The organism is Chloroflexia bacterium SDU3-3, assembly GCA_009268125.1.
Classification (GTDB): Bacteria; Chloroflexota; Chloroflexia; order Chloroflexales; family Roseiflexaceae; genus SDU3-3.
Window position 1 is genome coordinate 356,025 of the sequence record WBOU01000002.1, and the last position, 24,089, is coordinate 380,113.

20 protein-coding genes are annotated in these 24,089 nt (G+C 67.6%); 4 read left to right on the top strand and 16 right to left on the bottom strand.

The annotated features are described in order from the left end of the window. Positions 1–68: 68 nt before the first annotated feature. Positions 69–2,138, top strand: a complete 2,070-nt coding sequence (locus F8S13_04310; protein ID KAB8145062.1) for a molybdopterin oxidoreductase family protein — start codon at positions 69–71, stop codon at positions 2,136–2,138. 69 nt (positions 2,139–2,207) lie between these two features. On the opposite strand, the gene F8S13_04315 is transcribed toward F8S13_04310, so the two are convergent. Further along, positions 2,208–2,429 (bottom strand): MbtH family NRPS accessory protein, encoded by a 222-nt coding sequence (locus F8S13_04315; GenBank protein KAB8145063.1) that lies wholly within the window; start codon positions 2,427–2,429, stop codon positions 2,208–2,210. Positions 2,430–2,765: 336 nt separating this feature from the next. Here F8S13_04315 and F8S13_04320 point away from each other — a divergent pair, with 336 nt between their 5' ends. Then, a complete protein-coding gene (locus tag F8S13_04320) occupies positions 2,766–3,437 on the top strand; it encodes an AzlC family ABC transporter permease (protein KAB8145248.1) in 672 nt (223 codons plus the stop codon). Then, the gene (locus F8S13_04325) at positions 3,434–3,748 is read left to right on the top strand and encodes an AzlD domain-containing protein (protein ID KAB8145064.1); all 315 of its coding nucleotides are present in this window, start codon (positions 3,434–3,436) and stop codon (positions 3,746–3,748) included. The genes F8S13_04320 and F8S13_04325 overlap by 4 nt, the downstream gene beginning before the upstream one ends. Before the next feature lie 44 nt (positions 3,749–3,792). On the opposite strand, the gene F8S13_04330 is transcribed toward F8S13_04325, so the two are convergent. Next, positions 3,793–4,947 (bottom strand): hypothetical protein, encoded by a 1,155-nt coding sequence (locus F8S13_04330; protein KAB8145065.1) that lies wholly within the window; start codon positions 4,945–4,947, stop codon positions 3,793–3,795. A gap of 214 nt (positions 4,948–5,161) precedes the next feature. Here F8S13_04330 and F8S13_04335 point away from each other — a divergent pair, with 214 nt between their 5' ends. Beyond that, entirely contained in the window at positions 5,162–7,069 is a 1,908-nt protein-coding gene (locus F8S13_04335) for a S9 family peptidase (protein KAB8145066.1), read from the top strand. Positions 7,070–7,122: 53 nt separating this feature from the next. Here F8S13_04335 and F8S13_04340 read toward each other — a convergent pair whose 3' ends face one another. From F8S13_04340 to F8S13_04405, 14 genes are all read right to left on the bottom strand, one after another. Continuing rightward, positions 7,123–7,599, bottom strand: a complete 477-nt coding sequence (locus tag F8S13_04340; protein ID KAB8145067.1) for a DinB family protein — start codon at positions 7,597–7,599, stop codon at positions 7,123–7,125. A 31-nt stretch (positions 7,600–7,630) separates the two neighbouring features. Further along, the gene (locus F8S13_04345; protein KAB8145249.1) at positions 7,631–8,263 is read right to left on the bottom strand and encodes an ABC transporter permease; all 633 of its coding nucleotides are present in this window, start codon (positions 8,261–8,263) and stop codon (positions 7,631–7,633) included. A gap of 22 nt (positions 8,264–8,285) precedes the next feature. Then, positions 8,286–9,260 carry an ABC transporter ATP-binding protein gene (locus tag F8S13_04350; protein KAB8145068.1) on the bottom strand — a complete coding sequence of 325 codons (975 nt, stop codon included), beginning with the start codon at positions 9,258–9,260 and terminating at the stop codon, positions 8,286–8,288. A 621-nt stretch (positions 9,261–9,881) separates the two neighbouring features. Beyond that, entirely contained in the window at positions 9,882–10,988 is a 1,107-nt protein-coding gene (locus F8S13_04355; GenBank protein ID KAB8145069.1) for a quaternary ammonium transporter, read from the bottom strand. Positions 10,989–11,042: 54 nt separating this feature from the next. Further along, a complete protein-coding gene (locus F8S13_04360) occupies positions 11,043–11,690 on the bottom strand; it encodes an ABC transporter permease (GenBank protein ID KAB8145070.1) in 648 nt (215 codons plus the stop codon). Between the two features lie 459 nt (positions 11,691–12,149). Then, positions 12,150–12,389 carry a hypothetical protein gene (locus F8S13_04365; protein KAB8145071.1) on the bottom strand — a complete coding sequence of 80 codons (240 nt, stop codon included), beginning with the start codon at positions 12,387–12,389 and terminating at the stop codon, positions 12,150–12,152. A 226-nt stretch (positions 12,390–12,615) separates the two neighbouring features. Next, positions 12,616–15,234, bottom strand: coding sequence for an ATP-dependent chaperone ClpB (gene clpB, locus F8S13_04370; protein KAB8145072.1), 2,619 nt, complete (start codon positions 15,232–15,234; stop codon positions 12,616–12,618). A 718-nt stretch (positions 15,235–15,952) separates the two neighbouring features. Continuing rightward, positions 15,953–16,807: a BtpA/SgcQ family protein gene (locus F8S13_04375; GenBank protein ID KAB8145073.1), complete on the bottom strand. Its 855-nt coding sequence runs from the start codon at positions 16,805–16,807 to the stop codon at positions 15,953–15,955. 2 nt (positions 16,808–16,809) lie between these two features. Continuing rightward, positions 16,810–18,831 carry a phospholipid carrier-dependent glycosyltransferase gene (locus F8S13_04380; protein KAB8145074.1) on the bottom strand — a complete coding sequence of 674 codons (2,022 nt, stop codon included), beginning with the start codon at positions 18,829–18,831 and terminating at the stop codon, positions 16,810–16,812. A 26-nt stretch (positions 18,832–18,857) separates the two neighbouring features. Then, positions 18,858–19,790 carry a carbohydrate kinase family protein gene (locus tag F8S13_04385; GenBank protein ID KAB8145075.1) on the bottom strand — a complete coding sequence of 311 codons (933 nt, stop codon included), beginning with the start codon at positions 19,788–19,790 and terminating at the stop codon, positions 18,858–18,860. Between the two features lie 55 nt (positions 19,791–19,845). Further along, complete coding sequence (locus F8S13_04390) at positions 19,846–21,279, bottom strand: SH3 domain-containing protein (GenBank protein ID KAB8145076.1); 1,434 nt, start codon at positions 21,277–21,279, stop codon at positions 19,846–19,848. Positions 21,280–21,458: 179 nt separating this feature from the next. After that, positions 21,459–22,184 (bottom strand): amino acid ABC transporter ATP-binding protein, encoded by a 726-nt coding sequence (locus F8S13_04395; GenBank protein KAB8145250.1) that lies wholly within the window; start codon positions 22,182–22,184, stop codon positions 21,459–21,461. 28 nt (positions 22,185–22,212) lie between these two features. Further along, the gene (locus F8S13_04400; protein ID KAB8145077.1) at positions 22,213–22,995 is read right to left on the bottom strand and encodes an amino acid ABC transporter permease; all 783 of its coding nucleotides are present in this window, start codon (positions 22,993–22,995) and stop codon (positions 22,213–22,215) included. 91 nt (positions 22,996–23,086) lie between these two features. Then, complete coding sequence (locus F8S13_04405; protein ID KAB8145078.1) at positions 23,087–23,911, bottom strand: amino acid ABC transporter substrate-binding protein; 825 nt, start codon at positions 23,909–23,911, stop codon at positions 23,087–23,089. Positions 23,912–24,089 lie beyond the last annotated feature (178 nt).

Sequence of the window (24,089 nt, forward strand, 5' to 3'; positions counted from 1 at the left end):
TTTGCGGTATCATGGTCGCGCGAGAGCGTGAGATCTGGCGAGCAAGCCGCATATGGAGGAGGGAACCAATGGCATCGGAGAGCGCAACGACGTTCATACGCGGCGCATGCCCGCACGACTGCCCCGACACATGCGCCACCATCACCGAGGTGCAGGATGGCCGCGCCGTGCGCTTCTACGCCGACAAGTCGCACGCGCACACCCAGGGCTGGCTGTGCGCCAAGGTGCGCCCCTACCTAGAGCGCGTGTACGCCCCCGACCGCCTGCTGCACCCGCTGCGGCGCGCTGGGCCGAAGGGCAGCGGCCAGTGGCAGCAGATCAGCTGGGATGAGGCGATCGGCACGATCGCGACGCGCTGGAAGCAGATTATCGCCGATCATAGCGCGGCGGCCATCCTGCCCTACTCCTACTCGGGCACGCTGGGCATGCTGCAGATGGGCGTGTGCGACGCGCGGCTCTGGAACCGCATGGGCGCGAGCGGGCTGGATCGGGCGATCTGTGGCGCAGCCGCCGAGGTGGCGGTGGAGTCGACCTACGGGGCGCGCTGGGCGCCCGACCCCGCGCAGGTGATGGAGAGCAAGCTGGTGCTGATCTGGGGCCACAACCCGGCCAGCACCGGGCCGCACTTTATGCCCTTCCTGCGCCAGGCCCAGAAGAACGGCGCGTATGTGGTGGTGGTCGACCCGCGCCGCACGATCACGGCGCGCTCCGCCGATCTGCACATCCAGCCCCGCCCCGCCACCGATGCGGCGCTGGCCCTGGCCCTGATGCAGGTGATCTTCGCCGAGGGCCTGCACGACGAGGCCTACCTGGAGGCGCACACCGTGGGCTGGCGCGAGCTGCGCGAGCGCGCCGAGGCCTACCCGCCCGAGCGCGCCGAGGCGATCACGGGCGTGCCCGCCGAGGCCATCCGCGATCTGGCGCGGCGCTACGCCCAGGCCAAGCCCGCCCTGCTGAAGACCGCCGACGGCGTGCAGCGCCACGGCAACGGCGGCCAGACCATCCGCGCGCTGTGCTGCCTGCCCGCCATCACGGGGAACGTGGGCAGGCGCGGCGGCGGCTTCTCCTACAGCACCGGCGGCTACGGTCGCTGGAACAGCGAGGCCGTGGGCCACGCCAGCGAGTGCCCGCCACCGCCGCGCACGATCAACATGAATCGACTGGGCGCGGCGCTGATGGGCGAGGCCCAGGAGCCGCCGATCAAGAGCCTGTATGTGTACGCCGCCAACCCTGTGGCCTCCACGCCCAACGCGGGCCTGATCGTGCAGGGGCTGGAGCGCGAGGAGCTGTTCACCGTGGTGCACGAGCAGTTCATGACCGACACGGCCCGCTACGCCGACATCGTGCTGCCCGCCACCACCCAGCTTGAGCACGCCGACCTGCATAAGGCCTACGGCCAGCGCCACATCCAGTACAACGCCCCAGCCATCGCGCCGCTGGGCGAGGCCAAGAGCAATTGGGATGTGATGCGGCTGCTGGCCAGCGCCATGGGCTACACCGAGCCGTGGTTGCAGGCCAGCGCCGAGGATGTCATCCGCGAGGTGCTGGACGCCACGCGGGCCAGCAACCCCTACATGGCAGGCGTCACCTTCGAGCGCCTGCAGGCCGAGGGCAGCGTGCCGCTCAGCTTCGCGCCCGGGAAGGATGTGCCCTTCGCCGATGGCATCTTCCCCACGCCCTCGGGCAAGATCGAGCTGCGCTGCGACCGCATGCGCGAGCACGGCGTGGATGCGCTGCCCGACTACAGCGCCCCCCACGAGCTGCGCGCGCCCGCGCCTGGCTCGCTGGTGCTGATCAGCGGGGCCTCGCACCATTTTGTCTCATCCAGCTTCGGCGGCCAGCCCAGCCTGATGGCCAAGGAGGGCGAGCCATTTGTCGAGCTGAACCCCGCCGATGCGGCGGCGCGTGGCATCGCCCAGGGCGACCACGTGGTGGTGCGCAGCGAGCGCGGCTGGTGCGAGCTGCGCGCGGTGGTGACCGATGACGTGATGCCGGGCGTGGCGATCGCGCCCAAGGGCCACTGGGCCATGCACTCGCGCGGCGGGCGCAACGTAAACTGGACCACGCCCGATGCGCTGGGCGACCTGGGCGGCCAGAGCACCTTCCACAGCAACCTGGTGGAGGTGCGGCGGGCCTAGGTTCGCTGGCGCACAGCAACGCCCCAGCCGGATGTTCCGGCTGGGGCGTTGCGCTGCTTTCGGCCATGTTTAGCCCTGCCGCGCCTGCTCCTCCATCATCTTGCGCAGGCTCAGCGGGCGCATGTCGGTCCAGACCTCGTGGATATATTCGAGGCAGTCGGCCTTTAGGCCTTCCTTGCCCACCTTGTTCCATCCCAGGGGCAGCTCGCGGTCGGCTGGCCAGATCGAGTACTGCTCCTCGTGGTTGACCACCACCGCGTAGATCGTGGTGTCTTCTCGCTCATCGGACATGTGGCCTCCTTCTATGGTTGCTTGGTTGCTAGTATGAGAGCGCGGCTCACATTGAGTTGAATCTACAGGCAAGCCGCGGCGGGAACAATGAGCAATCAGTAAGGTTTGGCTTGGTACCTTTGTTCTCGCTGCATCCCCTGGGTATTGGATTGTTCTGTGGCATAGGCGCGGATTGTGCTAGGGAAATAGGTTGGATGTATGCTAGCATGCACAGGAAGAATGGCAACATATGTTCGTTAAAGGGTGTGGAACATGGTCGAGGGAGAATTTGAGGCTGGCGCTGGCGCTTTCGCCCGGCCCCGCTCTGGTGATTTCTGGCAGGGCTTTCGCGACACCATCCCGCTGTGGCTGGGCGTCGCGCCGTTTGGCGCGATCTACGCGGTCAGCGCGCTGAGCGCGGGGCTTGACCCGCTGCAGACACTGTTTATGTCGCTGTTTGTGTTCGCGGGGGCGTCGCAGGTCACGGCGGCTGGCCTGTTCGCCAGCGCGGCCACACCCTGGACGATCGTGCTGACCACCGCGATCATCAACGCGCGCCACCTGCTGCTGGCGGCCTCGCTTGCGCCGCTGGTGCGCGAGCGCCCCGCCGCCGAGAAGGCCATGCTGGGCGCGCAGCTGACCGACGAGAGCTACGCGGTGGGCATGCGCCGCTGGCTGGCTGGGAAGGGTAGCGCGGCCTACCAGTTCGGCTCGAACATCAGCCTCTATACCATCTGGCAGATCAGCACGGCGGCGGGCCTGCTGATCGGCTCGCGCATCCCCGATCCGGCATCCTATGGCCTCGATCTGGTCTTTCCGCTCACCTTTATCGGCCTGCTGGTGCCGCTGCTGAAGAGCCGCGCGAGCCTGGCCGTGGCGGTGCTGGCGGGCCTGCTGACGCTGGCTGGCGCGCTGCTGCTGCCGGGGCGATGGTACATCCTGATCGCCGGTGTGGCGGCCAGCGGCGCTGGGGCGTGGCTCACCCGCGCCGAGTATGCCCACACGGGCGGTGAGGAGGAGCCGCGATGACGATCTATCTGACCATGGTTGCGATGGCGCTGGTGACGGTCGCGGCGCGGGTCGCGCCCATGCTGCTGCTGCGCGGCGAGCTGCCCGCGTGGCTGCGCAGCTGGCTGGGCTTCGTGCCGATCGCCGTATTTGTGGCGCTCATCCTGCCCGCCCTGGTGATCCAGGATGTTGGCGCGGCCCGCTCCCTAACCTTCGGCCCTGCCCTGCCCGCAGGCGTGGTGGGCGCGCTGGTGGCCTGGCGCACCCAGAACGTGCTGCTCACCATCGCGGCGGGCATGCTGACCTTCTGGCTGCTGCGCGGGCTGTTCTAGCGCAGTGCGGGCGGGGCGGCATCGCCAGCCCCGCCCGCGCCTGCCTAGCTGCCGCCTGCCTGCTTGGCCTGCACGTCGTCGCGGTAGTGCAGCAGCGCGCCCACGCCGTCGTTGCTGGCCAGGTACGCGCTCTCCTCCACGATCTCCACATCCGCGCCCTGCTGCAGCGCGCGGAACACAAAGGCCTCCCTCAGGTCGATCTCGCTCAGCGGTGTGCCGTCGTAGGGGTCGCTCAGGTAGCCGGGCGCGAACAGGAACCCGCTGCTCGGGTTGATGCGCCCGCTGCCCGCGAAGCTCGCCTGCATCACCAGTGTGCGCACTTGGCCCTTGCTGAGCGCCAGCGCGGTGGCCGCCGTGCCTGCCACGCCGCGCGCGTCGGCCCCGACCTCGTTCTCCAGCTCGGTGGCGATCTGCTGCTCTTTCTGGCGCTCCACATCGGTCATCAGCGGGGTGATCGTTGCCATCATGCTGGCCATGTCGGCGTGTGGGTCCAGGTTGATGTAGGCCACCGCCAGATCCTGGATGTGCTTCGGCAATGTATCGAGCACGATGCCCTTGATCGCGTCGTTGCTGGAGAGGATCACGTGCTCCACGCCATAGCGCTCGATCACCTGCCCCAGCTCCTGCGCCAGATCTTTGATGTGGGCCTTGATCACGTTGTCGGTGCGGCGCTGGAACAGCATCTGGGCCTGCCCGCCTTGGTCAAAGCGCTTGATCTTCTCGTCGGCCTCGGTCGCGGCCACGTGCTCGGGCTGGTTGTAGGCGATCACGAAGATCTGGGCCTCCTGGCCCTCGGCGATCACCAGGGCGTAGGTCTCGTTATCGTCGGCGATGCGGGCCAGCTGAAACAGGTGCGGGAAGCGGTCGAGCGCCACGCTGGTCTGCACCGGCGCGTGCAGCGGCAGGGCCTGCCAGAGCTGCTGGTCGGGGCTGCTGAATACCGCGATGCCGGTGGCGTCGGCGGGGGCCTGGGTGTCGAGGTAGCCCATGATCTGGCCCAGCTGCTGCCGGGCCTGCTCGTGCGCCTCGCCGTGCAGGCTCTGCTCGGCGAGCAGCCGCTCTAGCTCCTGCTCGATCTGGCGGCGCGCAGGGCGCTGGCCGCTGTCGGTCTGGCCCCAGTCGGCGTAGATGCTCAGGATCGGGCCTTCGCCCGAGGTCGCAGCAAGCTGCCTCAGCGCAGCGTGAAGATCGGTTGCCATAATCGTCTCCTCTCTTTTCTGCTTGCTTGGGATGGGAGCAAGCCATATACCACGGATGCTGCATTTGCCGTGGTACAATCGATCTATAGCATTCCTCGCTGGCCCACCCACGCGCGAGGCACACGGCGAGAACTGGGGCGCGGACACCAAGGAAACACCCCACAGAGAACAATAAAACGATTTGCTCTAGGCTTTCGATGACGGGAGATATGCTATGCGGACTGCGACCCCGGAGGATGTGCTCGCGTTCTCCTCGCTGACGGATGTTTCGATCACCCCTGACGGCGCGCTGATCACCTTCACACGCTGCGAGCCATTTAAAGAGTACCAGGGCTTTGTGAAGCGCCAGATCTGGGCGGTGCCGACCAGCGGCGGCGAGCCGCGGCCCTACACCAGCGGCACCCGATCCGACAGCTCGCCCACGTGGTCGCCCGATGGCCGCACCCTGGCCTTCCTCTCCGACCGCGATGGCGGCCTGGCCCAGGTCTACCTGCTGCCCCGCGCTGGCGGCGAGGCCCGGCGGCTGGTCCAGACCGCAGGCTGCATCCACGAGATCGCGTGGTCGCCCGACGGCACGAAGATCGGCATCCTGATGAGCGACCCCGAGCCTGCCGATGCGCTTGAGCGCCGCCGACGCGGCGACGACGCGGCGGAGTTCGAGCAGGCGCACGCATGGTGGCGCGTGTGGTCCGCCGATGTGGCCAGCGGCGAGCTGCGCCAGCTGACCACCGGCGACGTGCAGATCTGGGAGTTCGGCTGGGCGCCCGATGGCGGCCTGGCGCTGCTGACCGCCGCCGAGCCGTACGAGTGGTCGTGGTTCGCCACCTCGGTGGCCTACGTGGGGCCGGATGGCGGCGTGCCGCGCACGATCTACCAGGTGCCCGAGAAGTGCTTTGCGATGCCCCGCGTGACGCCCGACGGCGCGTGTGTTGCGGTGCTCTCGGGGATCTGGAGCGACCGTGGCATGAACGCAGGCGACCTGCTGCTCATCCCGATCGGCGGCGGCGCGCCGCGCAATCTGACCGAGGGCTACCCCGGCAGCCTGTGGTGGTACCAGTTCTCGCCCGACATGGCGCGGGTGGACTATATGGCCTACGAGCGCGGCGAGGGCGCGGTGGGCCAGATCGACCTGGCCGCAGGCACTGGCCCGGTGGCCCGCGCGCGCGGCGAGTTCGCGATCAGCGAGAGCTACCTATCGCGCTACATCGCGGATGATGGCACCGTGGCCCTGGTGCGCAGCGACGCCACCACCCCGCAGGAGGTGTGGACACTGGATGCGGCGGGCGAGTGGCGCAAGCTCACCGCGCTGCACGCCGAGCTGGCCGCCGAGCTGGCGGTGGGCGAGCAGCGCACCGTGCGCTGGCGCAGCGCCGACGGGCTGGAGATCCAGGGCATCCTGATCCTGCCGGTGGGCTACCAGCCCGGCAAGCCCGTGCCCATGGTCACGTGGGTGCACGGCGGCCCGGCCTGGCTCTACCTGCACAACTACTACGTGGCCAACCGCGCCCTCCAGCTGTTCGCGGGCGATGGCTACGCGGTGTTCCTGCCCAACCCGCGCGGCAGCAACGGCTGGGGCGTGGAGTTCCTGGAGCTGAACATCGGCGACTTCGGCGGGAAGGACTACGAGGATATTATCAGCGGGATCGACGAGCTGGTGGCCGAGGGTATCGCCGACCCGGACCGGCTGGGCATCGGCGGGTGGAGCTACGGCGGCTATATGACGGCCTGGGCGATCACGCAGACCACGCGCTTCAAGGCGGCCATGGTGGGCGCGGCGATCACCAACTGGCGCTCGTTCCACGGCGGCGCGCACATCGGCCTGTGGGATCGGGTGTCGCTGCGGGCTAACCCCTACGAGCAGGGCGGCGTGTTCGACACGCGCGCGCCGATCACCTTCGTGGAGCGCGTGACCACGCCGACGCTCATTCAGCACGGCGAGCTTGACCGGATCGTGCCGGTGGACCAGGGCTACGAGTTCTTCCGCGCGCTGAAGGATCGCGGCGTGCCGGTGGAGATGGTGACCTACCCGCGCACTGGCCACGGCGTGATCGAGCGCTACCACCAGCTCGACCGCATGCGCCGCTGGGTCGAGCTGTTCCGGCAGTATCTGGGTGAGGCGTAGGGGAGATTAGAAAGCAGCAGGCGGGGCACACTAGCCCCGCCTGTTTTTTTGTGTTAGCCCCACGCCTGCATCACCTGGCGCAGGATGCCTAGCTCGCCGATGTGGTAGGCGTTGTGGTCGGCGGCCAGCAGGATCTCGCGCAGGATGGTGTAGTCGGGCGCGTGCGGGATGGGCGCGGTCAGGTTGGTGTCGGGGCTGGTGGCCAGCGCCTCGATGTCGGCCAGATCGCGGCGGAAGGCGGCCACCGTGGCCTCCCACGCCTGGGCGTCGGCCTGGGTGCCGGGCGCGGGCCAGTAGCCCTCGGGCCAGGGCGGCGAGACGTGGGCCGGGTTGCGCACGAACTCCAGGATGTCCCACTGGGTGATGCGCAGGTGCTCGATCAGGTGCCACGGCGTGTAGCTGACATTGGGCGGAAGGGCGTTGATCTTGTCGAGCGGGAAGTCCTTCACGGCCTCATCGAAGCTCATGTGGGCGTTCCCGCCGCGCAGCAGGGCCACAAGCTGCTCGCGCAGTACAGTGTCGGCATTCATGGTTGGGGTTCCTTGTGTGTGTATGGTGCGGCTAGGGCTGCTCGGCCCCGGTGGGCAGGGCCACCAGGCGCTCGACGCCGCGCAGCAGCAGGTTGGCCAGCAGCGCCAGCGCGCCTACCGCCAGGCTGCCCGCCACGATCTTGGCGCGCTGGCCGCTGGCCACGCCCTGGAACAGCAGGGTGCCCAGCCCGCCCGCGTTGATCATGGCGGCGATGGTGCCGATGCCGATGATCGAGAGCGTGGCGATGCGCACCCCGGCCACGATCAGCGGCAGGGCCAGCGGCAGCTCGACCCGCCACAGCCGCTGCCAGGGCGTCATGCCCATGCCGCGCGCCGCCTCAAGCACCGCCGGGTCGATGCTGGTGAGGCCCAGCAGGGTGTTGCGCACCAGCACGATCTGGGCGTAGGCCACCAGCGCCACAATGGCGGTCTGCGGGCCGAGCCGGGTGAGCGGCAGCAGCAGCACCAGCATGGCCAGGCTGGGGATGGTGTAGATCACGCTGAGCACACCCAGCACGGGGCCGCGCAGGCTGGGCGTGCGGGCCAGCGCCACGCCTAGTGGCAGCGCGATCGCCAGGGCGATGCCCAGCGACACCAGCGTGATCCACAGCTGCTGCCAGGTGAGCTGGAGCATAAGGCCGGGGTTGCTGCCGATATAGCGCAGCCCCGCGAGGATCTGGTCCATGCTAGGCCTCCCGCTCGGATGGCTCGGCCAGGGCGCTGCGGATGTCCTCGAAGCTGAGCCTGCCCAGCGAGGCCCCCGCGCCATCCACCACGGTCACGGCGTCGGCCTCGCTGCCGATCAGGGCGGCCAGCGCGTCGCGCAGGCTACCGTCGGCGCTCACCTGCGGCCCCTGGGGCGGGGCGGTGCGGGCCGCGCGTCGCCCCGCCACCAGCTGGCCCGCGTTGAGCAGCGAGAGCCGCCGCAGCATGTCGCCCGCGCCCACCAGGTTCTCTACGAAGGCGCTGGCCGGGCGGCTGACGATCTCCAGCGGCGGGCCGGATTGCACGATCTGTCCCTCGTTCATCACCACCACCACGTCGGCCAGGCGCAGGGCCTCCTCCATGTCGTGGGTGACGAAGACGATGGTCTTGTGCAGCTTGCGCTGGATGTCGAGCAGCTCATCCTGCAGGCGCAGGCGGGTGATGGCGTCGAGCGCGCCGAACGGCTCGTCCATCAGCATGATCGCGGGGTCGGCGGCGAGCGCGCGGGCCAGGCCGACACGCTGCTGCTGGCCGCCGGAGAGCTGGCGAGGGTAGCGCCTGCGGTACTCGGGCGGCAGGCCGATCAGCTCCATCAGCTCGTCGGTGCGCTGGCGGATGCGCTCGCGGTCCCAGCCCAGCAGCTCGGGCACCACGGCGATGTTCTGCTCGATGCGCATGTGTGGGAACAGGCCCGACTGCTGGATGACGTAGCCGATGCGCCGCCGCAGCTCGGTGGCGGGGCTGGATGCGATGTCGACATCGTCGATCAGCACGCGGCCCTCGGTCGGCTCGTAGAGGCGGTTGAGCAGCTTGAGCAGGGTGGTTTTGCCGCACCCCGATGGGCCGATCAGGGCCACGAAGCTGCCCGGCTCGATGCTGAGGCTCACGGCGTCGACCGCCGCCCTCGGCTCGCCGGGGAAGCGCTTGGTCAGTTCTTCAAGGACGATGGTTGCCATAGTTCTTCTGCGTACTGCTTAGGCGGTATCTGGTCGGCGGACGATCCCACGCGGTGGTGGAACGATCCCACGCGGTGGTGGAACGATCCCACGTGGTGGTGGAACGATCCCACGTGGTGGTGGAACGATCCCACGTGGTGGTGAGCCATCCACGATGGCGGTTCTGCTTGGGTGGTGGGTGTGTGCCCTGCGCGGGCGGCGGCTAGGGGCCAGCCCCTAGCAACCCCGCGATGGGGCGATGCCCCCTTCGAACCCCCAATTTTGGGCGTTCCTATGCTGTTCGCTGGCTGCTGGTGTTCGTGCATATGGCCATCAAAACACGAGCGGCGCCTTCGCCGCATGGGATAAGTAGGCTAGCGTGGCGCTCTTTTCAGACTTCTCCCCTTGCTACCTTGGAGGCTTGGTGGTAAATCTTCTTGTTCTCTTCGCGGCTTCGCGTCTTCGTGGTAAATCGGTTGCCCTTGGTGGTGAAGACCCAGCGGCCTGGCCCATCCGGCGAAGGTGCTGCTAGGGTGCTGCTGGCCATGATCCAGACCGAAGCGGTGGGGCTGGGCTGGTGCGACCGGCCCGATTTTTCCTATCGGGGTGCGGTTCCTCCAGCCCAGCCCGCGCCACAGCTGGCTACTTCACCAGCCCGCTGCTCTGCAGGAAGGCCTTGGCCACGGCGGCTGGCTCCTTGGCGTCGGGGCCATCCACCTGGTAGTTCAGATCCTGCATCACGCTGTCGGTGAGCAGCGGCCCGAGCTGGGAGAGGATGGTGGCGACCTGCGGGTACTTGGTCAGGGCGTCCTGGCGGATGACCGGGGCGACGTTGTAGGTGGGGTAGGCCTGCTTGTCATCCTGGAGGATGACGAGGTTGTCGCTGCGGATGCGCCCGTCGGTGCCGAAGGCCACGATGGCGTCGACATCGCCGCTCTTCAGGGCGTCGTAGCGCAGCGAGCCGGTGCCCAGCTGGCTGTAGCTCTTGAATCCGGCGATCTGCGCGCCGTAGATCTTCTCCAGGTTCTTGGTGTCGTTGCGCTCGGGGAACTCGGGCGGGCCGCCCAGGCGCACGTCGGCGGCCTTGGCGAACAGGTCGGAGTAGGTCTTCAGGCCCAGCTTGGTGGCGGTGTCCTGGGTGACGGCGAAGGTGTTGGTGTCGTTGAAGGCCGACGGCTCCAGCCAGGTGAGCTGGTACTTGCTCTCGTACTCGCTGCGCAGGGTGGCGAGCAGCTTGGCGGTGTCGCTGATCGGCTCCTGCTGGAGCACCTCAAGCAGGCCGGTGGAGGTGTACTCGGGGTAGAGGTCGATGTCGCCCTGGGTGATGGCGGTCTGGGCTATGGGCGTCGCGCCGAGGTCGAACTTGCGCTCGACGGTGAAGCCGTTGGCCTCAAGCAGCTGGGCGTACAGCTCGCCCAGGATGAACATCTCGGTGAAGTTCTTCGAGCCGATCTTGATCGTGCCGGGTTCGGCGGCTGGGGCCGTGGTGGCCTCGGCGGCGGCGGTGGCGGCGGGCGCGGTGGCCTCGGCTGGGGCCGTGGCGGCCTCGGCGGGGGCCGTGGCTGCGCCGCTGGCGCCGACCGGCTCTAGGGCCGGGGCGGTCACCTCGGCGGCGGGCTGAAGCTCGACGGGGCCTGCGGTCTCGACCACGAGGGCGGTCGAGCTGGCGGGGCTGGCGGACTGGCCGCAGGCGGCCAGCAGGGCGGCGGCCAGCAGGGCCAGCGGGGCGATCTGGTGGAATCTACGCATGCTCTCCTCCAACTATCTCGTGCAGGCGCGGCGGGACACAGTGCCGCGCCTCGGTTAGATGCTGATCTGCGCGACGCGGGTGCGCCGCTCTAGCAGGCCGAATAGCAATTCGGCGGCCAGGGCCAGCAGGGCCACGGGCACAGCCCCCACCAGCATCACGCTGGTGCGGTTGAGCGCGAAGCCGGTCTGGATGAACTCGCCCAGGCCGCCGCCGCTGATGAACGAGGCCAGCGTGGCGCTGGCGATCACCTCGACGGCAGCGGTGCGGATGCCGGCCAGGATGGATGGTGCGGCCAGGGGCAGCTCGATGCGGCGCAGCACCTGCCCGCGCGACATGCCCATGCCGCTGGCGGCCTCCACCACATCGCGGGGCACACCGCGCATGCCCGCGTAGGTGTTGATCAGCACGGGCGGCAGGGCCAGCAGGGTGAGCGCGAACAGCGAGGGGCGCAGGCCCAGACCCAGGTAGGGCAGGGCTAGGAACAGCACGGCCAGGCTGGGGATGAGCCGCAGCGCGCCGAAGGCCGAGATCACGGCCTGGGCCAGCCGCACGCGCCGCGCGATGGCGATGCCCAGCGGCACGCACAGCGCCACGCTGGCGGCCAGGGCCACGCCGCTGAGCAGCAGGTGGCGGGCCAGCGCATCCCAGAACTGCTGGGTGTGGCCAAGCAGGTAGGCGTAGGCGTCGGTGATGAGATCCATGGGTTCCTTATCGGGCGGCGCGGGGCGGCGGGGGTGGTGCGGTGTGGCCTGCGCTCCTATGTATGGGCTGCACCCATCATAGCACGCGATGCAACGCCCTACCCCACCCCTAGCCTCGCCCAGCGTGCGAACATACGGTGCCACTATCAAATCCTGCGCCACGCGGGTGTGGGCTGGGGTGGTGAGCGCCTTGGTCAGCTTCTTTTAAAAAAGCTCTTGCATTATAGAACTCATGTGCTATACTATCTTCCATCTAGAGGTGTATTTCTGGACAACGTGAGGGAAGAGTATGTACGATAAAAACATAGTGTATGATCACGAAAGCCACGACTACGTCATGTATCTCGACAGCGAGCTTGTCGGGTTTGCGCGCTCATATCACGAGGCCGAGGTGACGCTGGACCAGCTGGTGTTCGAGCTGGTGCACGGCCAGTACTTCATCGAGGCCGCGTAGGTTTTTTACCACCAAGGCTCCAAGACACCAAGGTTTTGGGGGATGGATGAACCACGAAGACGCGAAGGCACGAAGATTCTGAAAAGGGTCTTGGTGCCTTTTTGTGTTTTTGGGAACGGATATACCACCAAGGCTCCAAGGCCCCAAGGTTTTGGGGATGGAATACCGCGCCAATCAATGACGTAGGGGCGGGTTTTAAGCCCGCCCGCATGGTTGCCATGGCGAGCATCGTAGATGATTACCATGATTGCATTGCTTTCGCGGTGGGCGGACACAAGATCCGCCCCTACGGCGATGATGACGATGGGTTCTCGTTGATCTCAAAAGCGAGGGGGGCGATTCCCCACGAAGACGCGAAGGCACGAAGATCTGGAAAGAGTTGTTGGTGTCTTCGTAGCGAAGATGACATAAAACGGGGTGCGGGGTGGGAGCTTATCCCATCCCACACCCCGTCTGTTTATGTGGCTGCGCCTACTCGGGCAGCGCGGGCACCTCGTCGGCGATCTTCTCGAAGACGTAGCGCGAGTCGCTGTCGGTGCGCACGCGCACGGTGTCGCCCTCGCGGAACTGGCCCTGGAGGATGGCCAGCGCCAGCGGGTTCTGGATGCGCTGCTGGATCAGGCGCTTGAGCGGGCGTGCGCCGTAGACCGGGTCGTAGCCCTCGTCGGCCAGCAGGTTGCGCGCCCCGTCGCTCAGCTCCAGCTTGATCTGGCGACCGGCCAGCTGCTTGCGTAGGTTGCCCAGCTGGATCTCGACGATCTTGCCGATCTGGGCGCGGCTGAGCGGGCGGAACACGATGATCTCGTCGATGCGGTTGAGGAACTCGGGGCGGAACTCGCCGCGCAGCTCCTCCAGCGCGGCCCGGCGGATCTCATCCTGCTCGGCCCCGCTGCCGGTCAGATCCATGATCACCGGGCTGCCCACGTTGGATGTCATGATCACTACGACGTTTTTGAAGTTGACCACGCGGCCCTGGCCGTCGGTCAGCCGCCCATCATCCAGCACCTGCAGCAGCACGTTGAACACATCGGGGTGGGCCTTCTCGATCTCGTCGAACAGCACCACCGAGTAGGGCTTGCGGCGCACGGCCTCGGTCAGCTGGCCGCCCTCGTCGTAGCCGACGTAGCCGGGGGGCGCGCCCACCAGGCGGGCCACGGTGTGCTTCTCCTGGTACTCGGACATGTCGATGCGGATCATGGCGTGCTCGTCATCGAACAGGAACTCGGCCAGCGCACGGGCCAGCTCGGTCTTGCCCACGCCGGTGGGGCCGAGGAACAGGAACGAGCCGAGCGGGCGGTTGGGGTCTTGCAGGCCCGCGCGCGAGCGGCGCACCGCGTTGGCCACCGCCACCACCGCCTCCTCCTGGCCGATCACGCGGGCGTGGAGGCGATCCTCCATCTTCACCAGCTTCTCGACCTCGCCCTCCAGCAGCTTCACCACCGGCACGCCGGTCCACTTCGAGACCACCTCGGCGATGTCCTGGTCGTCGACCTCCTGCTTGAGCAGGATGCTGCCGCTGGACTTGAGCTGGGTCTCCAGGTCGGCGATCTGCTTGTCCAGCGCCATCATCTTGCTGTACTGCAGCTCGGCGGCCTTGTTGTAATCGTACTCGCGCTGGGCGCGCTCGATCTCCACCTTGGTGGCGTCGATCTCCTCGCGGGCCTGCTGGATCTTGCCCAGCACATCGCGCTCGCGCTGCAGCTGGGCCTCCACGCCGCTGCGCTGCTCCTTCAGGTTGGCCAGCTCAAGCTCCAGCTTGTTCAGGCGCTCCTTGCTGGCGGCGTCCTTCTCGCGCTTCAGGGCCTCGCGCTCGATCTCCAGCTGCATCTGCCGCCGCTTCAGGTCATCTAGCTCCTGCGGGTCGGATGTGATCTCCATGCGCAGGCGAGCCGCCGACTCGTCGATCAGGTCGATAGCCTTGTCGGGCAGGAAGCGGTCGGTGATGTAGCGGTCGGAGAGCACCGCCGCCGAGACGATCGCCGCGTCGGTGATGCGCACGCCGTGGTGGGTCTCGTAGCGCTCCTTGATGCCGCGCAGGATGGAGATGGTGTCCTCCACGCTGGGCTGGTCGACCACCACGGGCTGGAAGCGGCGCTCCAGGGCGGCGTCCTTCTCGATGTACTTGCGGTACTCGTCGAGCGTGGTGGCGCCCACCATGCGCAGCTCGCCGCGCGCCAGCATGGGCTTGAGCATGTTGCCCGCGTCCATCGCGCCCTCGGCAGCGCCAGCGCCCACCACGGTGTGCAGCTCGTCGATGAACAGGATCACGTCCTCGCGCTCCTGGATCTCGTTCAGCACGGCCTTGAGGCGCTCCTCGAACTCGCCGCGGTACTTCGCGCCCGCGATCAGCGCGCCCATGTCGAGCGCCACCACCTTCTTGCCCTTCAGCGACTCGGGCACGTCCTCGCGCACGATGCGCTGGGCCAGGCCCTCGACGATGGCGGTCTTGCCCACGCCCGGCTCGCCGATCAGCACTGGGTTGTTCTTGGTGCGCCGCGAGAGGATCTGGATGGTGCGGCGGATCTCCTCGTCGCGCCCGATGATCGGGTCGAGCTTGCCCTTCTGGGCCAGCTCGGTCAGGTCGCGCCCGTACTGCTCAAGCGCGGCGTAGGTGCCCTCGGGGTTGGCGCTGGTGACGCGCTGGGTGCCGCGCACCTCGCGTAGGGCGGTCAGCAGGTTGTCGCGGGTGACGCCGTTCTGCTTGAGCGCGCGCTCTGCGCCGCCGCCGCCGTGGGCCAGCAGGGCCAGCAGCAGGTGCTCGGTGGACACAAACTCGTCGCCGAACTGGGCCAGCTCGTCGTAGGCGCGGGTCATCACCGTGCGCAGGCGCGGGGCGATGACAATCTGCACGTTCCCGCCGCTCTGGCGCGGGAAGCGGTTAATCTCCTGCCGGATCTGCTGGGCCAGCGCGCCCACGGCCACGTTCATCTTGGCCAGCACCTGGGGCACCACACCCTCGCCCTGCTCCAGCAGGGCCAGCAGCAGGTGCTCTGGCTCGATCTGGCTGTTGCCGTTGCGCTCGGCCAGGGTCTGCGCCGCCAGCACCGCCGCCTGGGATTTCTCCGTCAATCGGTTTGTGTTAAACGACATAGCTCTTGCTACCTCCTGAAAATGTCTGGTACAAGCATACACGTTTTGCGGCGATTCGGCGCTAGAGCAGTGTTATAGTTTTGTTAGTTTTGATGCTGGCGGCAGCGGTGTTTTATGCCGATAGAGACACTAATCGCTGTGGAAAAAGAAGCGTGAACGACAGCAGCCCCGGCATGGCCGAGGCTGCTGGAACGTACTGCTAGGTTGTGGGTCGATTCGTAGCCCGCCGCCCAACGGGCGTGATGTGGTGGTGGGGTGAGACCGGTGTGCTAGGATGCTGCTGCGATGGCCGGGACAACATGCCGCGCTGCTGCTGGGATGGTGTTGGTTGTAGCGAGAGTGTCGGCTGCGATGAAGCTGCGGCGTGTGCCCGGTTGGTACGACGACGGTAGCGTGCGAACAATGCAACAGAAGACAAGAGCTTGCTGTACCGACGATAGTGGTGTGATGTAGGGCTCGGATGGGTGTACGATGCTCGGACGAGTGTGCGATGCCGGTCGGGTGGCGGACGGGCTAGGAATCGGCAGAGCGGGTGGTGAAGTGTTGGGTTGGGTGATTGCTGCTGCACCGATAGAGTACCATTGCCGGGCATGATTGCATACGGGGCAATGGTACATCCTTCACCTAACCTCTAGTACTAATTCGTTTGGGCGTGAAAGTACTATCTTTTATTAACTTTTGAAATGGTACCGCTGCTCGTTTGGTGGAATGAGCCAGATCAGGCTTTGCCACGCGCCGCGCTCACGAAGGCCTTTACGCGCGCAAGGCTCACCGGGTTCTCGCACACGCCATCATCTTTGATCGACGACCCCACGATCGTACCATCGGCCACCTCCATAAACGCCGCGATGTTGCTTTCGCTGGTACCGCTTCCAAGCAGCACCGGGCGGTCGCCCGCCATGGCTTTGGCCTCGCGCACCTTCTGCAGGTTGGGCGCGTCGCCGGTCATCCGCCCCGAGATGATCAGCGCGTCGGCCCCGAAAAAGCGCGTCCACTCGATGTGCGTGGCCAGATCGATGCCGGGGAAGCGCACCGAGTGCTTCTTGTCCACATCGGCGAAGATCTTGATGTGCTCGGCGTGCAGATCCTTGCGGCGGCGCATCAGGTCGGCGGCGCAGCCCTCGTCGATCTCGCCCGCATCCCACACGCCTGCGCCGGTGAACATGCACACGCGGATGAACTCGGCCCCCGAGGCCAGCGCGATGCCCAGCAGCGACACGCCGCCGTTGTGCACCAGGTTGATGCCCATGGGCAGCTGGGGCAGCTCGCGCTTCACGGCGGCGGCCACCACCGCGTGCGATGCGATGCTCTCGGGCTGGATGTGCGGCCCAGCGCGGAACGGGATGTCCCACATATTCTCGACGATGATGCCATCCACGCCGCCCTCGGCCAGGGCGTGCGCGTCGCGCAGGGCGTTGTCGATGATAGTGGGCATGCCGTAGCCAGTGTAGCCCGGCGCGCCCGGCAGCGGCCAGCAGTGCACCATGCCGATGATCGGCTTGGGCGTGCCGAAGATCTCGGCCAGATCTTTGAGCTGGAGCGCATCCATGCGCTGCTTCCACGGGGGTGTCATGGTCATTCTCCTTGTTCTATGGCCTGAAGCCGCAGCACGTGCGGCCCATCTAGGCGCTCCGGCTCGGCGGGGGCATGGGTGAAGGGCAGCCGCTCGCCAGTGCGCTGGTCGTAGAGGCCCATGAGCAGGGCGTAGCTGCCCTTGGGCAGCCCTGGCGGCAGACCCAGCCCGATGGGCACGGCCACCTGCCGCCCCGGCTGCCACGTGCGGGTGCCGGGGTCTTCGCCGCCGCCCAGCGCCACATCGGCCTGAGCCACGCGTGCGCCGCTGGCGTCGATCAGGTGGAAGAACACGCTGTAGTCGGCGCTGGGCTGGGCGCGCACATCCCACGCGAGCGTGATGATCAGCTGGCCTTGGCTCTGCGCTACGCTGTAGCCGTGCAGCCACAGCTCGTCGCCAAAATGGGCGGGCAGCGCGTGGTCGTAGGGGCGCGGTACCTGGTAGATGGTGGCGTAGGTGATGCCATTGATCACGATCTGCTGCAGCGGCACGCCCTGCTGGATCTTGGCGTAGAGCGGCGGGTCGGCGGCGCGCTGCAGCGACTCGTGGTAGACCACGGCGTAGCTGGCGCGGTCGCTGCCGTAGCGCTCGATCGGGCGGATGGGCGCGCTGAGGAAGGGCCGCAGCGTCGCGCCCAGGGTGGAGAGCACCGGCTCATTGCCGGGGTTGGGCTGCGCGTTCAGGTAGCTGGCCACCTGCTCCATGCCCTCGCCCCAGCCGATCAGCAGATTGCGCTGGGCCGCCGCGCCGCCGCCCAAGAGCGGGTTGTAGTAGCTCAGGAAGTAGGGCCGGATCTGCCAGAGCTGGGCGGCATCCACCGCCAGCAGGGCCATCAGGCACACCCCGGCCACTCGGCTAGCCACGGCCAGCCTACCGCGCAGCCGCAGCGCCAGCGCGTGCAGGCTGGCCAGCCCGGCGGCGGCTAGCACCAGCAGCGCTGGCCAGGTGGGCAGGGTGTAGCGGTCGAACTTCTTCGGCCCTGCCGTCATAACGGCCGTCCAGAACAGCACGAAGGTCAGCAGCACCAGCAGCGGGCGGCGCTGCCGTGGCTCGGCCAGGGCTAGGCCCAGCGGCGCCAGCGCCAGCCCCGCCAGCATGGCCGGGGTGGTGTGGAAGGCCCCCGCCACTAGGTAGAATAGCGGGCCGGGGTCGGCGATCGCCTGCCCCATGAAGAACTGCCCGTCGCCGTTGGCCCTGGCCCCGTTGTCGCGGATCTCGGCCCAGTAGTTGTTGAGGATCCACACCGGCTGCACCCACAGCGCGGGCCACAGCGCCACCACCACCAGCGCGGCCACGCCCAGCCAGATCAGGTAGCGGCGCACCACCTGCCAGGCCAGCGCCGCCACATTGGGCCGCGCCCCGCCGCGAACGTCGGCCAGCAGCTGCTGGGCGGCGGGCGCGCACATGGCCAGCCCCACGAACGGCAGCAGGATGAGCGCGGGCCCCTTGGTGAGCAGCGCCAGCCCCGCGCACACCCCCGACCCCACCAGCCAGCGCCAGCCGCCCTCCTGCATGTCCACCAGCAGGAACAGCACGCACAGCGTGGCGAAGCTGGTGAGCAGCGCATCCAGGTGCAGCAGCCGCCCGTGGGCGATCAGGTAGGGCGAGAGCGCGATCAGCAGCGAGGCCAGCATGGCGGCGAGCGGGCTGACCAGGCGGCGCAGCAGCATGTAGACCAGCGGCACCAGCAGGGCCTCCAGCAGCGCGTGGGGCGCGCGCAGCCATGCCAGGTGCTGCGCCTCGCTGGGCGGCTGCGCCCAGCCCTGGCCCACGGCCAGCTGCTCGGCCCAGGTGCCCAGTGTGCCCAGCCACATAATGGTCACGCCGGGGTGGCCAGTCTGCGAGGTTTTGAAGAGGTTGCCGGTGGCTAGGGCCTTGCTGAACCCGGCCACGCGGTCGATCCAGTGGTAGGCCTCGTCGGTGGTGAAGAAGTCGGTGAGGTCGGTCATCCGTGGCAGCAGCGCTACTGCGCCGACCAGCCATGCCCATATCAGCGGCACGCGCGCCGCCGCCTTTCGAACCATGCGGGACTCCTGATCGCAGCTGGGGGCTACGCGGGCACCCCCAGCTCCAGCTTCGTCGCGGCCACGAACGACTCCAGCGCCGCCCGGTCGGGCAGCGATGTGGCCGCGCCCGCCCGCGCTGCCGCGTAGGCCCCCGCCGCATTGGCGATCAGCGCGCAGTGCTGGGGCGGGCAGCCCTTCATCATGGCCCACAGGAAGGCGGCCACAAAGGCATCGCCGCAGCCGTTGGTGTCCACCACCTGGGTGGGGAAGGCCTCGGCGCGGATGCTGCCCTGGGCTGTGCGCACCTCGCAGCCCTCGCCGCCCAGCTTGACCACGGCCATCGCGCCGGGGGCCAGCTCGTGCGCGCCCAGCTCGGCCAGCTCGTGGCGGTTGCCGAACAGCACGCGGATGCTCGGCATCAGCGTGCGCACCAGCGCGGCGTGCTCGCGCACCAGCGGCAGGCATAGGTCGAGCGATACAGGGATACCCTGGGCCGACGCATCGGCGATCGCGCCCAGCGCCGCATCGCGCTGCGGGCTGGTGAGCAGCGCGTGGCCGCCCACGTGCAGCCAGCGGGCCTGCGCGAAGGCCTCGCGGCTGGGCTGGGTGAGCGCGATATTCGCGCCGCGAAAGCTGAGGAAGGTGCGCTCGCCAGCGGGCGAGACCACCGCGATGCATGTGCCGGTGGCCGACTGCTCGTCGTGCTGGATGTGGCGCAGATCGACGCCCGCCGACTGGGCCGCGCCCAGCGCGATGCTGGCTGCCGGGTCGCCGCCCACGCGGGCCACCAGCCGCGCCGGTGCGCCCAGCAGCGCCAGCCCGGTGGCCACATTTGTGGCCGATCCGCCGCTGGCCCAGTGCAGCCGGGCGATTGGCAGGTCGTCGCCTTCGGTGGGGAAAGATGGCGCGGGGGCAATAATGTCGGCGTTGGCATCGCCCAGAACAAGGAAATAGGAAGGATCAGACGTGGATTGCATAGCGTGGTTCTTCTTGGATCCAAGCCAGTGGTTGGGTTGTTGGGCGAATGGTCGGTCAGGTGCCTTTGGTCACGGGCTTAACAAAGTTTTTGGAGACCCAGCCCTCGATCTCGCGGTCGTCGACACGGGTGCGCACGTGCAGCCAGGTCACCCCGTCGGCCTCGCGCGGGTTGTCCAGGTTGCGCAGCATAGTTCCGTTGGGCAGCAGCCCGATGACGTTGGTGGTGATGCCGGGGTTATCGCGCAAATTTAGCCCCTCATCCGGCACGCCGCTCACCACATACACATCCTCGCCGCCGCTGGGCACGCCCGTCAGCCACTCGGGCAGGTAGCTGGGGATGGATGCGCTGGGCAGCGATAGGCGCGGCAGCTGCACCCCCGAGAGCTGCTCGATCGCGAAGCTGGCCAGGCTGTAGCCCACCAGCACGGCTATGGCTATGAGGCCGATCACCAGCGCTAGCCCGGTCATCGAGCGCCTGCGGCTCTGGCGGAATGCGGGCGGCAGCATCGACGCGAGATCGTTCTCTTCCATGGCATCCGCAGCCTGGGGGATGGTGGAGGATGTCGATAGGGGCGGCTGGCTGGCCACCATCGCGGGGATGGTGGATGCGGCCACCCGTGTCACGCGCTCGCGCAGGCCGGGGCGCTGCACTGGCGCGTTGGCCAGCCGCTTGGTCTCGCTGTTCAGCGTGCGCCACAGGTCATCCACCGCGCGTCCGAACGAGGCCGCGTCGGGGTAGCGCTGCTCGGGGCGGCGGGCGGTGGCCTTGGCGATGATCTGCTCCAGCGGGATGACGCGCAGCGCTGGCCGCACCTCGGCGATGGTCGGGATCTGGGTGGTGGTGTGGGCCTCGGCCACCACGCGCGGGTCTTGGCCGGTGAACACCCGCTGGCCGCTCAGCATTTCCAGCAGCAACAGGCCCAGCGCGTAGACCGCGCTGGCCGATGTGGCGGGCATGCCCTCGGTGCGCTCGGGCGGGCGGTAGGCGGCCAGATCCAGCGCCACCTCGTTCGGCGGGGTCTGCCAGCTCTCCACCAGCTCCACGTGGCCGTCGTCGATCAGGATGACGTTGCGCGACGAGATTGGCGGGTGGGCTACGCCAGCGGCCTGGGCGGTGGCTACTGCGCCCACCAGCTGGCGCAGGTAGAGCAGCGCCTCCTCCAGCGAGAGCGGGCCGAGGTCGCGGATGGCGCGCCCCGCGATGTGCTCGGTGACCATGAACGGCCTGCCCGACACATCGCCGCTGTCGTACAGCTCCAGCAGCGACTGGTGCGAGCGCTTGGCGCTGGCCTGCACCTCCTGGATGAAGCGCTGGCGCAGCGGCTCCTGCCCCACCAGATCTTTGCGCAGCATATGCACTAGCACAGGCCGGTGCAGCCGCTCGTCGAAGGCGCGGTACACCACGGCCAGCCGGTTGGCCCCCAGCCGCTCCTCGATCCGGTAGCGCTCGCAGAGCACGTATGCGGTTGTGGGCGTTGCCTGAGTCATATCGCTTGCGCCGTATTGGCCGCGTGGCCGCTGTTTTCTATAGGTGTGAGCCGTGTGTGGGATTATAGCACGGTTGCGAGAGGCGGTGCAAAGCCATGGGCTGGGCCGACCAGACAACGCTGCAAGCATTGCCTACGGTCGGCCCGCATGGTGGCGTGAAGATAGCGCCAGCGCCGAGATTAGTGCAAAATCTTGCTGAGGAACAGCTTGGTGCGCTCGTGCTGGGGCTGCTCGAAGACCTGCTGTGGCGTGCCGGTCTCCACGATCCGCCCGTGGTCCATAAACACCACGCGGTTGGCGGCGGCGCGGGCGAAGCCCATCTCGTGCGAGACGATCGCCATCGTCATGCCCTCCTGGGCCAGGGCCAGCATCACATCCAGCACCTCTTTGATCATCTCGGGGTCAAGGGCGGATGTCGGCTCGTCGAACAGCATCACCCTGGGCTGCATGGCCAAGGCCCGCGCGATCGCCACGCGCTGCTGCTGCCCGCCCGAGAGCTGCGCGGGGTAGCTGCCCGCCTTCGCCGCGATCCCCACCTTGTCCAGCAGGCGGCGCGCGGTGGCCTCACAGTCGGCGTCGCTGCGGCTCGACACGATCTTGGGGGCCAGCATGATGTTCTGCAGCACCGTCAGGTGCGGGAACAGCTCGAAGCGCTGGAACACCATGCCCATGTGCTCGCGCACCCGGTTGATGTTGGTGCCGCGCTGGCCCAGCGTCACGCCGCCCACCCGCACGCTGCCGCTGTCGGGCTGCTCCAGGTAGTTCATGCAGCGCAGCAGGGTCGATTTGCCCGAGCCAGATGGCCCGATGATCATCAGCACCTCGCCCACGTGCAGGTCGAGGCTCACATCATCCAGCGCGCGCACGCTCTTGTAGTGCTTGCTCAGGTTGCGCAGCTCCACAATCGGCTCGCCGCGCTGGGCGGAAGCTGGGTTAGCGTCGGTCACGGTTGATCCTCCCCTCCATCCAGCGCACAACCAGCGACAGCAGCAGGGTCATGGCGAGGTACAGAAATGCGGCGGCGTTAAACGCGCGGAAGTTGTCGAAGGTGCGCGAGCCTTCGATCTGCATCAGCTTGGTCAGCTCCTGCACGGCGATGGCCGACGCCAGCGACGAGTCCTTGAGCATGGCCACAAAATCGTTGCCCAGCGCGGGCAGGGCGCGGCGGAAGGCCTGGGGCAGGATGATGTGGCGCATGGCCTGGAAGTGGCTCATGCCCAGCGAGCGGGCGGCCTCGCCCTGGCCACGGTCGAGCGACTCGATGGCCCCACGGAACACCTCGGCGATGTATGCGCCGTAGCCCGCCGCCAGGCCCATGATCGCCGAGAGCACCGCGTTGCGCTGCGTGCCCAGCGCAGGCGCGACGATGAACTGCATGTAGATAATGATGATCAGCATCGGCAGGCCGCGCATCACCTCCACATACAGGGTGGCGATGGTGTAGATCACGGCGTTCTGCGAGATCCGGCCCAGGCCAGCCAGCAGGCCTAGCACCAGCGCGATGCTGTAGGCCGCCAGCGTGATCACGATGGTGGTGCCTACGCCGCGCAGCAGGTACGAGAGCGTGTTGACATACTTTTCCTCTTGGACCATGGAGTAGAGGACCATGAACCCGGCGGCGAGGATGATCAGAAGCCACCACGGCACGCGCCGCAGCAGGCTCCCTGGCCAGATGCCAGGGCCGCGTGTTGGGATGCTGCTGTCCACATTGGTCATTGGCGATAACTTTCTTGGTGTGGGTGCGGATGCTGCACATCACTGGGCCGTTTGGCGCGGCCCAGGCGGTCGCTTGGTTGGTGTTGTTCGCCTACTCGATACCGTATTTCTGCTTTAGGCGATCGATCGTGCCATCGGAGGCAAGCTCGGCCAGGGCGGTGTTGATCGCGTGCTGCAGCTGGGCGTCATCCTGCTGCACGGCGATGCCGTAGCTCTCGGCGGCCAGCGGCTTGCCGATGCGGGTCAGCTTCTGCCGATAGGCGGGGGTGGCCAAAAACTGCCCGGCCTGCACGCTGTCGCTGATCAGCGCATCGATCGTGCCATCGGCCAGATCGGCCCAGGCCTGCTGGATGTCGGCGTAGGTGCGCAGCTTGTCGTCATCGACCTTGGAGCGCTTGCGGGCGATCGTCTCGCCAGCCGAGTCCTTCAGCACGCCCACCAGGCCGATCTCGTCCAGATCTTTATAGCCCTCCACCCCGCTGCTGCCCGCGCGCACCACGATGATCTGCCCGACCGTGGCGTATGGCTCGCTGAACCTCGCTTGCTGCTGCCGCTCGGATGTGATGGTGAGCGCGGCGACCACCGCATCGTACTTGCGGTCGGCCAGGCCCTGCAGCAGGGTTGGGAAAGGGGCCTCGCGGATGCTGAGCGTGGCACCGGCCTTGGTGGCGATGGCCTGCATCAGCTCGACATCGAATCCAGTTAGGGTGTTCTCGGGCGGGGTGCGGAAGGCGAAGGGCGGGTACTCGGCGTCGGTGGCGACCGCGAGGGTGCGGCCTGCGAGGCTGGCGGAGGGCTGGGGGGCGCTGCCTGCTGTGGGGCTGCCTTGCGGCTGCGCCACAGGGGCTGGCGCGCTACATGAGGTGCTCAGTAGCGTCACAAGAATGAGACCGATGAGCTGCCCGGCCCATCTCATATCGTCGCTCCTCTATGTCGGTGAAAATAGCACAGCGCCGCACAGGATGCCTGCGCAACGCCGCTTCAGCATGGTAGTGGTGTTGTTGAAATTATAGGCTGATAATTATAGATATGCGGGCATATATGTCAAGAAGGCCAGGGTGCCTTTGGGTGGCATGTTGGCACCCTGTGGTTCT

Coding starts and splice junctions, on each gene's coding strand:
- F8S13_04310 (KAB8145062.1), top strand. CDS start 69: ATGGCATCGGAGAGCGCAACGACGTTCATACGCGGCGCATGCCCGCAC.
- F8S13_04315 (KAB8145063.1), bottom strand. CDS start 2,429: ATGTCCGATGAGCGAGAAGACACCACGATCTACGCGGTGGTGGTCAAC.
- F8S13_04325 (KAB8145064.1), top strand. CDS start 3,434: ATGACGATCTATCTGACCATGGTTGCGATGGCGCTGGTGACGGTCGCG.
- F8S13_04330 (KAB8145065.1), bottom strand. CDS start 4,947: ATGGCAACCGATCTTCACGCTGCGCTGAGGCAGCTTGCTGCGACCTCG.
- F8S13_04335 (KAB8145066.1), top strand. CDS start 5,162: ATGCGGACTGCGACCCCGGAGGATGTGCTCGCGTTCTCCTCGCTGACG.
- F8S13_04340 (KAB8145067.1), bottom strand. CDS start 7,599: ATGAATGCCGACACTGTACTGCGCGAGCAGCTTGTGGCCCTGCTGCGC.
- F8S13_04350 (KAB8145068.1), bottom strand. CDS start 9,260: ATGGCAACCATCGTCCTTGAAGAACTGACCAAGCGCTTCCCCGGCGAG.
- F8S13_04355 (KAB8145069.1), bottom strand. CDS start 10,988: ATGCGTAGATTCCACCAGATCGCCCCGCTGGCCCTGCTGGCCGCCGCC.
- F8S13_04360 (KAB8145070.1), bottom strand. CDS start 11,690: ATGGATCTCATCACCGACGCCTACGCCTACCTGCTTGGCCACACCCAG.
- F8S13_04365 (KAB8145071.1), bottom strand. CDS start 12,389: ATGGTAATCATCTACGATGCTCGCCATGGCAACCATGCGGGCGGGCTT.
- clpB (KAB8145072.1), bottom strand. CDS start 15,234: ATGTCGTTTAACACAAACCGATTGACGGAGAAATCCCAGGCGGCGGTG.
- F8S13_04375 (KAB8145073.1), bottom strand. CDS start 16,807: ATGACACCCCCGTGGAAGCAGCGCATGGATGCGCTCCAGCTCAAAGAT.
- F8S13_04380 (KAB8145074.1), bottom strand. CDS start 18,831: ATGGTTCGAAAGGCGGCGGCGCGCGTGCCGCTGATATGGGCATGGCTG.
- F8S13_04385 (KAB8145075.1), bottom strand. CDS start 19,790: ATGCAATCCACGTCTGATCCTTCCTATTTCCTTGTTCTGGGCGATGCC.
- F8S13_04390 (KAB8145076.1), bottom strand. CDS start 21,279: ATGACTCAGGCAACGCCCACAACCGCATACGTGCTCTGCGAGCGCTAC.
- F8S13_04400 (KAB8145077.1), bottom strand. CDS start 22,995: ATGACCAATGTGGACAGCAGCATCCCAACACGCGGCCCTGGCATCTGG.
- F8S13_04405 (KAB8145078.1), bottom strand. CDS start 23,911: ATGAGATGGGCCGGGCAGCTCATCGGTCTCATTCTTGTGACGCTACTG.